13 protein-coding genes are annotated in these 15,585 nt (G+C 42.1%); 5 read left to right on the top strand and 8 right to left on the bottom strand.

Features of this window, described 5'->3' with window-relative positions:
* Positions 1 to 75: 75 nt before the first annotated feature.
* Positions 76 to 1,197: a glucose-1-phosphate adenylyltransferase subunit GlgD gene (gene glgD / locus WMO43_RS11080; protein ID WP_177963093.1), complete on the bottom strand. Its 1,122-nt coding sequence runs from the start codon at positions 1,195 to 1,197 to the stop codon at positions 76 to 78.
* Positions 1,194 to 2,468, bottom strand: a complete 1,275-nt coding sequence (locus WMO43_RS11085) for a glucose-1-phosphate adenylyltransferase (protein WP_353531219.1) — start codon at positions 2,466 to 2,468, stop codon at positions 1,194 to 1,196. Before WMO43_RS11085 ends, glgD begins: the two co-directional genes overlap by 4 nt.
* 265 nt (positions 2,469 to 2,733) lie before the next feature.
* Between WMO43_RS11085 and murC the strand changes: the two genes are divergently transcribed.
* The 4 genes from murC to WMO43_RS11105 all read left to right on the top strand — a co-directional run bounded on the left by murC (position 2,734) and on the right by WMO43_RS11105 (position 7,782).
* Positions 2,734 to 4,113, top strand: a complete 1,380-nt coding sequence (gene murC, locus WMO43_RS11090; protein WP_353531220.1) for a UDP-N-acetylmuramate--L-alanine ligase — start codon at positions 2,734 to 2,736, stop codon at positions 4,111 to 4,113.
* A gap of 292 nt (positions 4,114 to 4,405) precedes the next feature.
* Positions 4,406 to 5,527, top strand: coding sequence for a DnaD domain protein (locus WMO43_RS11095; protein WP_353531221.1), 1,122 nt, complete (start codon positions 4,406 to 4,408; stop codon positions 5,525 to 5,527).
* A 10-nt stretch (positions 5,528 to 5,537) separates the two neighbouring features.
* The gene (locus WMO43_RS11100) at positions 5,538 to 6,518 is read left to right on the top strand and encodes an ATP-binding protein (protein ID WP_353531222.1); all 981 of its coding nucleotides are present in this window, start codon (positions 5,538 to 5,540) and stop codon (positions 6,516 to 6,518) included.
* An 85-nt stretch (positions 6,519 to 6,603) separates the two neighbouring features.
* Entirely contained in the window at positions 6,604 to 7,782 is a 1,179-nt protein-coding gene (locus WMO43_RS11105; RefSeq protein WP_177963810.1) for a ribose-phosphate pyrophosphokinase, read from the top strand.
* A gap of 201 nt (positions 7,783 to 7,983) precedes the next feature.
* Here WMO43_RS11105 and WMO43_RS11110 read toward each other — a convergent pair whose 3' ends face one another.
* The 5 genes from WMO43_RS11110 to WMO43_RS11130 all read right to left on the bottom strand — a co-directional run bounded on the left by WMO43_RS11110 (position 7,984) and on the right by WMO43_RS11130 (position 13,943).
* On the bottom strand, positions 7,984 to 8,490 hold the full coding sequence (locus WMO43_RS11110; protein WP_353531224.1) for a DUF6465 family protein: 507 nt from the start codon (positions 8,488 to 8,490) through the stop codon (positions 7,984 to 7,986).
* 9 nt (positions 8,491 to 8,499) lie between these two features.
* Positions 8,500 to 8,754: an HPr family phosphocarrier protein gene (locus WMO43_RS11115; protein WP_177963812.1), complete on the bottom strand. Its 255-nt coding sequence runs from the start codon at positions 8,752 to 8,754 to the stop codon at positions 8,500 to 8,502.
* Between the two features lie 168 nt (positions 8,755 to 8,922).
* Positions 8,923 to 11,574, bottom strand: a complete 2,652-nt coding sequence (locus tag WMO43_RS11120; RefSeq protein WP_353531225.1) for a hypothetical protein — start codon at positions 11,572 to 11,574, stop codon at positions 8,923 to 8,925.
* Positions 11,522 to 11,974: a hypothetical protein gene (locus WMO43_RS11125; protein WP_353531226.1), complete on the bottom strand. Its 453-nt coding sequence runs from the start codon at positions 11,972 to 11,974 to the stop codon at positions 11,522 to 11,524. The genes WMO43_RS11120 and WMO43_RS11125 overlap by 53 nt, the downstream gene beginning before the upstream one ends.
* Before the next feature lie 64 nt (positions 11,975 to 12,038).
* Positions 12,039 to 13,943 (bottom strand): GGDEF domain-containing protein, encoded by a 1,905-nt coding sequence (locus WMO43_RS11130; RefSeq protein WP_353531227.1) that lies wholly within the window; start codon positions 13,941 to 13,943, stop codon positions 12,039 to 12,041.
* Between the two features lie 144 nt (positions 13,944 to 14,087).
* On the opposite strand from WMO43_RS11130, the gene WMO43_RS11135 reads away from it, so the two are divergent.
* Entirely contained in the window at positions 14,088 to 14,423 is a 336-nt protein-coding gene (locus tag WMO43_RS11135) for a metal-sensing transcriptional repressor (protein ID WP_353531228.1), read from the top strand.
* Positions 14,424 to 14,472: 49 nt separating this feature from the next.
* Here WMO43_RS11135 and WMO43_RS11140 read toward each other — a convergent pair whose 3' ends face one another.
* Entirely contained in the window at positions 14,473 to 15,576 is a 1,104-nt protein-coding gene (locus WMO43_RS11140; protein WP_353531229.1) for a GGDEF domain-containing protein, read from the bottom strand.
* Positions 15,577 to 15,585 lie beyond the last annotated feature (9 nt).

Below are 15,585 nucleotides of genomic sequence, written 5' to 3' on the forward strand. Positions count from 1 at the left end.
CAGGACAGTCCCGACTTGCGAAACTGCCCTGCTGATAGGTTCATTTTATGAATACTTATCTATGTACAGAATTATTTAGAACACATATCTCTCGTTATGCTCTACAACCACCTTCACACCATTGTCACCGCAATAGTATGTGTTTGCATTAAGTGTTCCTCTGCTCTCTACGATACAATTCTCTATATGTGTATTGTCTCCGATATAAACATCATTTAAGATGATCGAATTCTTGATCACACAATTCTTTCCGACAAAGACATTCTTAAACAATACAGAATTCTCTACCTTGCTGTTTAAGATACATCCACTCGATACCAGACTGTTCTTTACAACGGAACCGGTATTATATTTTGCCGGCGGCAGATCATCGATCTTAGAATAAATCTTTGGTTCACTGCGGAACATATAGTTACGCACATCTTCTTTTAAGAAATCCATATTGGTCTTGTAATAAGATTCTACAGTTGCGATGTTGCTCCAGTAACCGGTCATTTTATATCCATAGATACGTTTCAGATTCTTATAGCGGATCAGGATATCCGTAACGAAGTCCCAACGTGCTTCTTCTGCACACTTTTCTAACATCTCGATCAATGCTCTTCTGCGGATGACATAAATGCCGGTAGATACGGTATTAGAACGTGCTACCATCGGTTTTTCTTCAAACTCTACAATCCTTGAATCCTCATTCATCCGAACGATTCCGAAACGGCACACATCATCTTCTTCCGGTCCCATATCCCTGCATACTACCGTGATGTCGGCTTTCTTGCTGATGTGGTAATCTAAGACTTCATTGTAGTCCATCTTGTAGACACAGTCACCACTGGTAATGATCACATATGGTTCATGGCATCTCTTTAAGAAATCAATGTTTCGGTAAATCGCATCTGCCGTTCCACGATACCACCAGCTGTTATCGGATGTAACCGTTGGTGTAAAGACATAGAGTCCTCCCTGTTTTCTTCCGAAATCCCACCATTTTGAAGAACTTAAATGTTCGTTCAGAGAGCGGGCATTATACTGTGTCAGCACTGCAACTTTCTGAATATGTGAATTTGACATATTGCTCAGTGCAAAATCTATACAACGGAAACTTCCTCCGACCGGCATTGCCGCGATCGCTCTCTTATTTGAAAGCTCTCTCATCCGGTTATTGTTTCCGCCTGCTAAAATTAACCCTAATGCTTTCATTGTATCTCACCTGCCTTAATGATGTATTCGCCTGCCTTCAACTCTCCTTCTGTATAATCGGAAAGTTCTGTTACACCGGAAATTGCCGTATTCTTACCAATCTTTACTCCTTCCGGTATATAGGAATTCTCTCCTACCGTAACAAGTCCGAATGCATAAATACTCTCATTTAATTTGCTCGGTGCTTCTTCGCCTTCACCTAAAACCACACGGTCTGCAATCTCGGTATTCTCTGCCACGATGGATTTATCGATAATGACATTCTCGCCGATCGTGGTATTTGCCATAATAATGGAATCACGGACAACACTGCCTTTGCCGATCCGTACATTTGCTCCGATCACGGAACTATGTACTTCTCCGTAAATCTCGCTGCCTTCCCCGATGATACTCTTTTCCACTACGGCATCTTCTGATAAATACTGTGGTTCAAAAATCTCACTCTTGGTATAGATTCTCCAGTATTCCTCGTAGAGATTGAATTCCGGGATCAGATCGATCAGTTCCATATTGGCTTCCCAATAAGAGCCTAAGGTTCCAACATCTTTCCAGTATCCGTTGTATTCATAAGCAAACAGTCTCTGCTGCTTGCTGTGGCAATACGGAATTACATGCTTTCCGAAGTCACAGTTGCTCTGATCCTTCATAGAGATCAGGGCTTCCTTTAAAACTTTCCATGTGAAGATGTAAATTCCCATGGATGCCAGATTACTTCTCGGCTTCTCCGGTTTTTCCTCAAATTCCGTAATACGTCTTTCTTCATCTGTAATAACGATTCCAAAACGGCTTGCCTCTTCGATCGGTACCGGCATTGCTGCAATGGTTACATCCGCATTATTTTCCTTATGGAAATCCAACATAACCTCATAATCCATCTTATAAATATGGTCACCGGATAAGATCAGGACATATTCCGGATCATAGGTATCAATGTAATTCATATTCTGGTAAATGGCATTCGCTGTTCCTGTATACCATTCACTGTTATTGCTCTTTTCATATGGAGGAAGTACGGTTACTCCACCATTGTTCCGGTCTAAATCCCACGGAATACCTATTCCTATGTGAGTATTCAGCCGCAACGGCTGATACTGTGTCAGAACTCCGACTGTATCAATCCCTGAGTTGATACAGTTACTTAACGGAAAATCTATAATACGATACTTTCCTCCGAAAGTTACCGCCGGTTTTGCCACTTTGGCTGTCAGAACGCCTAATCTGCTTCCCTGACCTCCCGCTAACAGCATCGCAATCATTTCTTTCTTTGCCATTCTCATCACCCCTTTTAACCTTGCTTTTATTTCTTAATAATTATACCATACCCCGTCTCGGCATTTCAACAGCTTTCACAATTCTTCTGATAATTTGTGTGTATTTTTGTAAAATTTAGTATAATGTGGATTTATTTTATAACTTTTTATGATTTCCTGATATTTTTGAACTTCGCTCAAATTCGTTTGCAATTTTGAAAGATAGGGTTATAATATATTAGATAAATATGCACTAAGATTTCTAGATAGAATGGACAGGTAAAAAATGTATCAGATTAATTTTAAAAAACCAATTCATATTCACTTTATCGGCATTGGCGGTATCAGTATGAGCGGTCTTGCCGAGATTTTACTTGAAGAACATTTTACGATCTCCGGTTCCGACTCGCAGAAGTCACCTTTAACCGAAAAACTTACGAATGCCGGAGCGAAGATTTTTTACGGACAACGCGCTTCTAATATTGAAGAAGGTACGGATTTAGTCGTCTATACGGCAGCGATCCACGAAGATAACCCGGAACTTGCCGCCGCGAAGGCTGCAGGCATTCCGACACTGACCAGAGCTGAGCTGTTAGGACAGATCATGGATAATTATTCGGATTCTGTTGCGATCGCAGGTACGCACGGAAAGACCACTACGACTTCTATGGTCTCCCAGATTTTTTTAGATGCCCGAATGGACCCGACCATTTCCGTTGGCGGTATCTTAGATGCGATCGGCGGCAACATCCGCGTTGGAAAATCCAACCTGTTTGTAACGGAGGCATGTGAATACACAAACAGCTTTTTGAATTTCCGCCCAAAATACTGTCTGATATTAAATATAGAAGAAGACCATTTAGACTTTTTTAAGGATATCCACGATATCCGTCATTCTTTCCGTCTGTTTGCGGAAAATACGGCTCCTGACGGTGTGATCGTTCTAAATGGTGCCATCGAACAGCATGACGCTATTACAGAGGGGCTTTCCGCGAAAGTCGTTACCTATGGTCTGTCTGCTGACAATGATTTCTATGCTTCCGATATTTCTTATAATGAAAAGGGATGCGCAAGTTTTCTTGCTCACGAGGGAGATACAACGATCGGACAGATCACACTTTCCATTCCGGGAGAACACAATGTACAGAATGCCCTTGCGGCGATTGCTCTTTGCACACAGATGAAGATTCCGGTTGCTTCTATTATAAGTGGCCTGTCTGCTTTCCATGGAACCAAACGCCGTTTTGAAAAAAAAGGTACGGTCGGCGGCATTACGATCATCGACGATTACGCCCATCATCCGACGGAGATCCGCGCAACCTTAGAGGCTGCAAAAAATTATCCTCATGAACGTATCGTCTGTGTTTTCCAGCCACATACCTACACGCGCACCAAAGCATTTTTAGAAGATTTTGCCGATGCCCTGTCTTTAGCGGATATCGTTGTGCTTGCAGATATTTATGCTGCAAGAGAAACCGATACCTTAGGGATCAGCTCCGGTGATATCCAGAAGAGACTTCAGGATGCCGGAACAACGGCTTATTATTTCCACTCCTTTGATGAGATTGAACAATTTTTATTAAAAAAATGTATGAACGGAGACCTGTTGATAACTATGGGTGCCGGAGACATTGTAAACGTGGGTGAACATCTGCTTGGACAGTAGTTATCCACATTGTCCACATGGAGTAGCGAATAATTTTCCGCTTTTCCATGTGGATTTTTTTTATTTACATAATATTTTTTGCGAGTTACGGTTTGTCCCGATTTTTGGGGAAAACTATTTTTTTGTGAGTTAACCATAACGGTTTTGCACAAAATTATCCACATTATCCACAATCCCGAAACCCTTGATAAACAGGGGCTTTGTGGGAAATATAGCACTTCTCTTTTCAAAAAAACTGTGCTATAATTCACAACATATCAAATTGAGAGAGAAAACGAAAGAGGGAGCTTTCATGTCAAATATTACACTACACACAGATAGTCCTGCTACGACTACCTGTGTTCCTAATGTCTTTATTGACCAGTATATGGTTCACGCGAGTGGTGAGTTCGTGAAGATTTATCTCTATCTGCTCCGCTGTATCAACGGCAATAAAAGCGAACTGTCCATTTCTAAAATGGCAGACAAATTTGAACATACGGAAAAGGATATCAAACGTGCGCTGTGCTATTGGGAAAAACTGAACCTTCTCCGCTTAGAATACGATAACGAGGGAGATCTGTCCGGTATTTATTTTTTAGATTCCGGAAATATGCCACAACCACAGGAGGTAAGTGCTCCGGAACTTGTCACTGCACAAAGGATTCCGAATACTGTAACCGGCAGCACAACGCATATGCCACAAAATGCTGCAACAGACAATACCGCAGCACCTGCCACAGAGGAAAAAGAGAACGCCAGACGCGAATATTCTACTGATGAGATGGACAATTTCCGCGAAAAAGAAGATGTCCGTACGATGCTGTTTGTTGCAGAGAAATATTTAAAACGTCCTCTGACTCCGACCGATATGCAAATGATACTCTACTGGTACGATAGCCTTGGATTTTCTGCCGAGTTAGTAGAATATCTGATCGAGCACTGCATTGTAAAAGGTCATCCGAGTCTCCGCTATATGGACAAGGTCGCTCTTTCCTGGGCAGACTTAAAGATCCACACTGCGGAACAGGCAAAGCAGCTTTCTACCGTACATAATCAGGCTTATTATGCAGTGATCAAATCCCTTGGCATCAGCAACCGCAACCTGGTACCGTATGAGATGGATTTTATTGAAAAATGGATGAAGGAGTATGGCTTTACCCTTGATATTATCACGGAAGCCTGCAAACGTACCATTCAGGCGATTCACCAGCCGAGCTTTGAATATACCGATACGATCCTGCATAGCTGGAAGGATAATAAGATCCATCATTTAGAGGATATTGCAGTTTTAGATGCTTCCTATAAGGATAAGAAAGCAAAGAAGCATCCGACACCACCGAAAAATACCGGAAGTAAATTCAACAATTTCTCCCAGAGAAATTATAACTATGACCAGTTAGAACGTCAGCTTTTAAACCGTTCAATTCAGTAAAGGAGAGGCTATGGCTTTAACAAATGCTCAATATGATGAGATCATGCGGGGTTATGAACAGCGTCAGACCGAAAACCGGCACAGATTAGAACTCCGCACCAAAGAGATTTATGAAAAAGAACCACGGCTGACACTTTTAGATGACGAGATTTCTTCTACTTCTGTTTCGAGTGCCAGACTGTTGTTATCCGGTGATGAAGCAGAATCCCAAAAATTACGGGAACGTCTTACCCTTTTGCAAAAGGAAAAATCCGGTCTGATCGCATCCCTCGGATATCCGAAGGACTATCTCGCACCGACTTATACCTGTGCAGACTGCAAGGATACCGGATATATCGGCAACGAACGCTGCCACTGCTTTAAGCAGGCAGCCATTGATCTAGTGTATACACAGTCGAACTTAAAGTCGGTGTTAGAAAAAGAGAATTTTTCCACTTTTTCTTTTTCCTATTATTCCGATGAGCAGACCAATCCTGCTACCGGACTTTCCGCAAGAGAGACTGCACAGAATGCCGTTGCGGAATGCCGGAATTTTATTGCCGGCTTTACGAAAGAGTTTTCTAATCTCTTTCTGTATGGTGATACCGGTGTCGGCAAGACTTTTTTATCTAATTGTGTTGCAAAAGAATTATTAGACCGCGGTCATTCAGTCATTTATTTTACGGCGTTTGAACTTTTCCATGTTTTTGAAAAAAATGTCTTTGAAAGAGCACAGGATATGGCACTTCCGTATCAGAATATTTTTGACTGTGATTTACTGATCATTGATGACCTTGGAACGGAGCTTTCTAACTCCTTTACGGTCTCTCAGCTATTTTTATGTCTGAATGAACGTATTTTAAGAAAAAAATCAACCATAATATCTACAAACCTTGGTTTAAACCAGCTTGCAGAAATTTATTCCGAACGGACTTTTTCGCGTATTTCTTCTAATTATACGATGATCAAACTTTTCGGAGACGATATCCGCATTAAAAAGAAATTGCAATAACAGTATATCTTTGCTATAATCTTTTGTGGTATTTTTTAAGAACTTATTATAATTACAATAAATGAACATATGGAGGAACTCTATCATGGCAAATGATGAAAGAAACTTGGAAACGATTCCAACCGGTGCTCTCGGTCTGATTCCGTTAGCAAGCTGCACGGAACTCGGAGAGAAGGTGAACCAGTATCTTGTAAAATGGAGAGACACACGTCACAATGCACACAAGGATAACATTGCATTCAAGGATTATCACCGCGCATCTTATATTGTAAATGCAGATACCCCTCGTTTTGGTTCCGGTGAAGCCAAAGGTGTGATCAAAGATTCCGTTCGTGGTTATGACCTCTATATCATGGTGGATGTGACCAACTACAGCATGACTTACTCTCTGTGCGGACAGACAAACCACATGTCTCCGGACGACCACTACGCTGATGTAAAACGTATCATCGCAGCCGTTGGTGGTAAGGCACGCCGTATCACGGTCATCATGCCATTCCTGTATGAAAGCCGTCAGCATAAGAGAAGTTCCAGAGAATCTCTCGACTGTGCAATCGCTTTACAGGAACTGACTGCCATGGGTGTAGAAAATATCATTACTTTCGATGCTCATGACCCTAGAGTTCAGAACTCCATTCCGCTGCACGGATTTGAGACCGTTCAGCCGGCTTACCAGTTTATCAAAGGTATCTGCAAACACATTAAGGATTTACAGATCGATTCCGATCACATGATGATCATCAGCCCGGATGAAGGTGGTACAAACCGTGCCGTATATCTTGCCAACGTTTTAGGTCTGGATATGGGGATGTTCTATAAACGCCGTGATTACAGCCGTATCGTAGACGGACGTAACCCGATCGTAGCACACGAATTCTTAGGCTCTTCCGTAGAGGGCAAGGACGTGATCATTATCGACGATATGATCTCCTCTGGAGAAAGTATGATCGACGTTGCAACTGAATTAAAGAAGAGAAAAGCAAACCGTATCTTTACCGTTGCAACCTTTGGTCTGTTCACAAACGGATTAGAAAAATTTGACAAGGCAGTAGAAGATGGTATCATCTATCGTGTCGTAACGACCAACCTGACTTACCAGAGTCCTGAACTGCTTTCAAGACCTTACTACATCAACTGTGATATGAGTAAATACATCGCTTACATCATCGATACTTTAAATCATGATACAACGATCAGCGATCTCTTAGATCCATACGAGAGAATCGATAAACTTCTGAAAAAATACAGAGCCGGCGAATACTAAAATTTCCCGGTTCCCCTTCCCAAAGTGCATCTTTGCCCGAGGGGCTTTTTACTCTATAGGAAACACAGTTTTCATACTTTAACGGAACATTGTATTTTCGATAGAGCAAAAAAGGATTTCCGATAAGTCGTCCTACGACTTACAGGAAATCCTTTTTTATGTACGATCATTATGTGATCCTATACTGATTTATCCGTTCTCTTAGAACAATGGAACCCGTCCTGCGAACTTCTCGTTGATCACATAGTATGCAAAACCATCTTCCGGTTTCAGATACAGCTTTAAGGATTTAATGGTAGATACTCTGTGTCCCTCTGATACAAATACTTCTTTTACCTTATTTGTAATCTCTTCTACAGAAGACTGCTGTCCGTAATACTCTACAAATACTTCGGTCTCGCTTTCGCTCTGTTTCTTAGCGGCTGCCTTGCGTGTGGCTTTTTTCTTTGGAGCTTTCTTTACTTCTTCTTTTACAGCCTCTGTTGTCTCTTTTACGGTTTCTTTTACATTCGCTAACTTTTCTGTTGCCTTTGCTTCTACTGCGCTGGCTGCTGCTTTTACTTCTGCTGCCTTTGCCTCAAGAGTCTTTGTCTCTGCAGGTTTTACTTCTGCTTCCTTTGTTTCAGCAGGCTTTACTTCTGCTTCCTTTGTCTGTGCAGTTGTTACAACTGGTTTCACTTCCGGCTTCTTTCCTGATTTTGCGTTCATATGCTCCTCCTATTCACAAACTAAGAACTTTTCCATTGCATCTAAAGCTTCCGCTTCATCCTCTCCATTTGCTACGATATTTACTTTCATACCGTTGGAAGGATTAAATGCCATAATTCCCATAATACTCTTGGCATTAATCTTGCGGTTATTGCTCTCTAATATGATCTCACTGTCGAACTTACAGGCTACCTGTACCAGTTCGGCAATCGGGTTATCATGTTCTTTTTCAACATCAGAAACTACAATCTCTTTTTTACTCACAGTCCCAATACCTCGCTTCACTTCATTCCGTGTTCTAACATATTGCTACATTGTATAGCTTATTCATGTAATATAGCCTATTCGCAGGGGTTTTACAATATGTTTTTTTCATTTTTGGCAATTTCCAACAAGGATTCCAACAAAACTACATTTTTTTATGCAACTTTTCTATTTTAAATATGCATAGAAGCAGCTTCCTGATCCTTCCAGTGTATTCTTGGCTTCTTCCATATTTTTCCTCTGAATTGCTCCGCTTCCCGGTTCATAAATACACACACTGTTCGAATCGTACCCTGTGATCAGAACGGCATCTCCTGTTCCGCGTACTGCAAAGACCGGATTTCCCTCACTGACATAGTAAAGAACCTGCTCTACTCCGCATCCGCTTAGATCCAGTACCGTACTTTCCTTTAAGGCTTCCTGCAAGATCTGTTTTGCGGTTTCACCGTTTTCTAACAACGCTCCTGCATCTAAATTCAGCCCTTCTTTTTTCAGGATAACATTCAGGCATTTTGCAGCCGTGCTATTGCCCTGTGCCTGTGTTCCATCCGCTATGACGGTTTCTCTTAAAGCCCTGCGTGAACGCTTCCAGATGTACTGCTGCTTTGTTCCTACAACCACTCCCATTTTTTCATCGGCTGCTCTGACCGCTTCAGCTGCATTCGCTGTTCCAAGCACGACCTTTCCTGCTGCATAAGCGTAATACTGCTGCTCACCGGAAATATCTAACTGCACCTCTTTTGATCTCTCATGGATGATCTCTTTTGAAACCAGAGTCTGCAATTTTTTCTCTTCTTCTGCCGCCTTTGCAAGCTGTATCTGCACCTGTGTCTGGCGTTCTTTTGTCGAAGTTGTATGCAGCTCGGCTTTTGCTCCGCTCTCTTCCTCGCTGTTTACGATCGTATCCTCCGAAGCATCCACATAGGCTCCGCCCTCCGGACGGACTCTGCTCAAATAGATGGTATTTTCATCTATACGGACATCTGTAATATAATATCCGCCTTTTTCATAGGTCTTTACTACTTTATAATCTTCTTCCGGTGATAAGATCCGGATCTGATACATTGGAAATACCTGATTTCCTGCTGCATCCTTAACGCTGTCTGCATTTCTCGCCTGTCCGTATATAAAATCTTCTCCGATAAATCCGATGGCACGCGTCTCTTCTCCACCGCTGCTCTTGACCGGATGTGTATTTCCCGTCTCTAAATCTTCCACTAAAAGCTGTCCTTCGCTATCTTTATATGCAAGGTAGCGTCCGCTTGCTGACACCTGATAGGTTCCTGCCTTTAAATCCTTCCTTTTTTTGGTAACTTTCAGGCTGTCTAAATCGATCTGATAAAGTGTCTTGCCTGCGATCAGGTAGAACTGTTCCTGATTGTTCTGATATGCCAGCTCTCCTAAATCTTCTTTCATAACCTGATAAGAAGTCGTTACCGGTAAAAACAGCTGCTCTTCTACCGTATTGGTTACAGAGTCATAATGGCACACACTGATCCCGGTCCTGCCCTCATGGATTCCCCGGTTCATGTAGCCATAGACTAAAAAGTCCATACTTCCACGCTCATCAATGCTGACAATACGGATATCGTGTTCTCCATAATTTTCCCTGTCATCCACTTCTTCCATATCCGAACGGAAACTGAATACCTTTGCGATCTGATTGGTGTCCTGATTGTACATCCACAGATCTCCTTCCTGTACAAAGGCTGCAACGCTTCCATTTTCATTTGAGATATAGTTTACATCCTTAGAACGTATTCCCAACTGGATATAGTTATCATAAATACTGTCTTTTCCACCTGAAAAAACGCGGTTCATCGATCGCTCATAGCTGAGCAGATACGGTCTTGCACTGGTGTATCGTATTCTATAGTATTCCTCTACATTATAGTATTCGGAATCCGAATCTTTTGCTTTTACTACATAATCTAACGTGATCACATTACAGGTACTGCTGATCTCCTTAATGGACGGGATCGGTTCACTGACTTTCTGATATGGAAAATCTGCCCATGTCACCTGCTTTAAGGAAGAATGGATCGTAACGTTATTCAGACTGCTGTTATCCCCTGATGAGTTCGGTTCTAAGTAAGTTGCCAGTGTCCCTTTTGTTTCCGGATTCATGGATGTATCATGAAAATCCTTCGCAAACGCAAGGCTCTCCTGCACATAGGCATCTACCGGCTGTATGATGCGTGTGTAATAGTAGACTTCTTTTTTTCCCTGCTGCAGCTTTAAGATCAGAAGATATTCCTCTCCCTCTTCAATGATGTTCTGTATTTTAATATTCGCTGTCACCTGTTTGTCTTCTGCCTTAAAATTTTTCACATCGGCTTCTGCGACCAAACGCTTCCTGTCCATGCTTCGGATCTCATAGGAAATCTTATCAATGGAATTGCCGAAAGTCTCAATACTGACAGGCAATTTACGGCTTTTATCTAACGGTGTAATGCTGTCTCTCATATATACTGCATTCATCTGTGCCGTATGACCATGAAGTTCATTGATCTCTTCATCTGCATAGGTGAGCGTAACAACCGGCAGTGTTGCTCCCGCCATATTATCGGTCGTGTCATTGCTCGAATGACGGTTTATTAGTCCCACGATCAATACGGTCAGTACAAATGCCCCGATCAGTGCGATTATTTTTATCTTTCCTTTCTTCAAAAGCCTGTCCTCCCTTTCTTCAAAAACAGGCGGTGCCATACGGCACCGCTGACTTCTTTCATTGTATATAGTTTTATCCAAAAACTCAACTACTATTTTACCACCAGCGGTTACAACGCCGATGTCTGCAGCGTCTTCTATACATTTCATTGTATAACAACACTTCCACCAAATCGGACAATCCTCCGCCACGGCGGGAACCTCCGCAGCATTCGCTGGTTTCCACTTCGTCTTTTTCGCTATCCTGTGCGATCTTATCCATAATCCGCTTGCTGACTAAAGAGAGCATCGTTTTATCCGGATATTCGTCAAACATCAGGCTTCCCTCATACTCCATCCTGTCGCATTCTTCATCTACATACTTCTGAATCTTTTTGACCTCATTAGGATAAAGTTCCCTCATCCGGTCTAAATCCTTTTCATATTCCATTTCCTTTAAATAATTTCCCTGCATTTGCATCGGAAATCCGCCCTGCATCTGCATCTGGTATGGTGTATAAAATGGATAGGTCTGTGGTGAGTAATACCAGTCTTTATTATTATAGTCCACTCCACTTCTCCTGGAAAAAACATCACTATACTATATGCCTCTTTTCCAAAAAAGTGCGGCTCCTCTATCCTCTTTTTTTCTTCTTCTTTCGCAGATACATCTCCATATCTGCACGTTCTATAACAATCTGAAGATTGGTATTTTCCACATCTTCTATTGTATAGCTTCCAATACTTGCAGAAACCTGATATTCCCTCTCCTGTGTCTCATTGACCTTTTGGATATTCTTCTGAAATTCCTGCTCAAATTCCAGATGCCGTCCGTCTGCAACGTTTTCAAGTCCTAACACAATGAACTCATCTCCGCCAAAACGCATACAGACCTCTTCTTCATGGCTTGCTTTTTTCAAACATTCTCCAATTGTCTTGATCAGCCAGTCGCCTTCGTGATGACCATAAGTATCATTCACTTTTTTCAAACCATCAATATCGATAAAGCTGATGTACAGACTTCTTCCGCTGCTCTTTGCATACATTTTATACTTATCTGCCTGTATCTGAAAACCAACCCGGTTGTAGAGTCCGGTCAGACTGTCAAACGCACTCATGCGGTCTAATTTTTCCGTGATGTTCTGCAAGATCTGTTTTTTCAAAACACTCTCTACGGCATTTCCAAGTTCTAACATCCACTGTTTGATCAGATCCGCTTCGGTTGCCATATCACAGTGTCCGATCATGCAGTATCCGAAAAAATGCTCCTGATAGTGGATCGGCATAATAAACGAAACTACATTCTCATCTGCCGTACATTCTTTTGGAAGCAGCATCCCCGGTTCTAACTCACCATAGGAAGAAAATACTCCTTTTTCATAGGCGATCGGCAGTCGGTATCTTTCTGTCTCCGCTTCATCCCATGCGGCATCCTGCAACGAATCTCTGTCTCCATAACTGCGTACCATACGTCTTGCAAAGGCATCCGTATCACGGAATGCTATGTAAAAACACTCCGTCTCCAACCCCGGAACAAATTCTTTGACCGGCCCAATAAAATCCTTGACCTTCTTAGACTTCATAAAACTGTTAAAGACTTCGTTCATTCTCCTCTGATAATTCTTGGTCTTTGCGGATTGGCGGATCAGGCGGTGTTTTATTTCTCTGCCATCGTCCTGTCCTTCTCTTTCACAGCCACAACTCTCTGAATAGATCTGGGTAGTCGGTATTTGAACACAAAGCTTTTGTATCTCTTTTGCCGTTTTTGTCATAAGATATTCACAGGCACGATATCCCATAGTCTCTCTATCACAATCCACCGTTGTAATCCTTGGAGAATTATCCTTTGCGATCGACACATTATCGAATCCTGTAACTAAAACATCCTCCGGTACCCGGTATCCGCGATCCTGCAATTCCATAATGGCTCCTGCTGCCATACAGTCATTTGCACAGATGATCGCTTCGGGAATCCTGTGCATCCTGTCGAGTTCACTGACTACATAGGTTCCTGCTTCCACACTGTAATCCCCTTTGAAAAACCAGTGGGAATCAAATGGGACCCCTTCTTCTTCTAAAACATCTTTGTATGCCTGTGCTCTTTTTGCCGCATCACTGTATTCTTTCGGACCATCAATATATGCCAGCTTACGCGCGCCATGCTCACATATGACATGGCGAACCATCTGACTCATTGCATGGTAATCGTCAAATTCTATGCAGCCCATGCCCTCTGTTTTTGCCCCTACGGAAATCACCGGAACGCCACTCTCCCTCAAACGTTCCACCACGCGTCTTTGCATATTTTTTTCATGAAGTGTCTCGCGTGCCAAAATAATTCCATCGTAATTCTGCGGATTCAGTAAATCAAAGATTTTAAAAGCTCCCCTTTTATAACCTCCGGTCTGCAGATGGTCCCCACTGCAGTGAAACACATGGATACTTCCCCCATGCTCCGACTGATACTGTATCATCCCCTGTACCAGCTCCTGCTGATTGCTATATTCCATTCCGCACAATACAACTGCTATTTTTTTCATAAAAATACCTCATACATTTTTCTTCTGCTATCTCTCTACAATACCCCAATACTACGCTGATACGCTTTGCTGCCCCTCACAAAACGGTTGCGTGAAGATATTTTTTGTTTTACAATAAACTCATTCATACTAAAGGAGTTACTTATGAGTACAAAAAAACAGGAAACGCATACGCATGAGCATGAACACTCACATACGCATGAACATGACCACGGTCATCATCATGAAAACACAAAGGCTGTTTTAAACCGCATGTCCCGTGCAATCGGTCATATGGAAGCTGTACGAACCATGATCGAAGACGGACGTGATTGCAGCGAAGTTCTGATTCAGATTGCCGCTGTCCGCTCTGCCATTAATAATATAGGAAAAATCATTCTTGAAGATCACATTAATCACTGTGTTGTGGACGCCGTGGAAACCGGCGACACCCAGATGTTAAAAGACCTTGAAGAAGCAATTAATAAGTTTATAAAATAAAGTGGAGCTTACTGACTCCACTTTTTCTTCGTGTATCTCCCTGCCTTTCCTATTCAGCACTTTTCGCACAGCATACCCGGTTCTTTCCCGATCTCTTCGCCTCGTACAATGCTTTATCTGCCTGTTCAAAAAATGTGCTGGCATTCTCATATATTTTTGTATATTCCGCAACTCCGATACTTAAAGTAAAATGCTTTTCCCCCAGTTCTGTCTGAAAAGCAATTTCTTCAAACTTCTTTCGGATATTCTCTGCAATTCCTGCTGCTTCTTCTATGCCCCGTTTCGGAAGAATCATCGCAAACTCCTCGCCGCCATAACGTGCAGAAAAATCATTATTTCCATGTCCCTCCGCAAATGCCACAACCACTTTGCGAATGACCTCATCTCCAAATGCATGACCATAGGTGTCATTGACTTTTTTAAAATTATCAATATCGGCGATCATAACGGAAAAAGTCTCTTTTTTCTCCTCATACCGCTTCATGTGATATTCTAACTCTTCATAAAATGTCTCATGATTATACAGATGCGTCAGGGAATCCCTGACGGATTTTTCTTCCTGTAAAATATAGGAAAGGTTGACCTGTTCTTCTAATACAAGTGTTACAAAGGTACAACCGGCAAAAATCGTCACATCAATCAACAGATTTTCCGGCGGCAAATACGGGGAATATGGTAAAAAATACCCCTGATACGCCGCATATAATGCGGTAGAGATTCCTGCCTGCAGCACCATCATCTTCCAGTCCCTGTAAAACGGACACAACACCATTGGGAACAGTAATGCTACCGGCATCAGTCCGACGCTGGTATGCACCCAGACGGCAATGGCTGCAAATCCCGATACCAGAATCATCATAAATAAGGAAACAATCCTATGGCTTTTACTCTTTATACACTTCTTAAACAAAATATCTGCCGCTGCTAACCATACCCCCTGTCCAATCGACGGGCGGGCTACAAACAAATAAAAGTAATAGGCTCTGCTACACTCTTCATTCGGCTGAAAGAAGATAAACAGAAACAACTCTATGATCAACGTTGCAAGCCATACTTTTTTCAATGCATTTATGACAATGAAGCCCCACTCTTCACTCTCTTTTGTATTAATCCTACGACTTGTATTTATGTATTTCTTCATATGAATACCCATTTTCTTACC

It is taken from the genome of Maccoyibacter intestinihominis (assembly GCF_040096355.1).
GTDB lineage: Bacteria > Bacillota > Clostridia > Lachnospirales > Lachnospiraceae > Maccoyibacter > Maccoyibacter intestinihominis.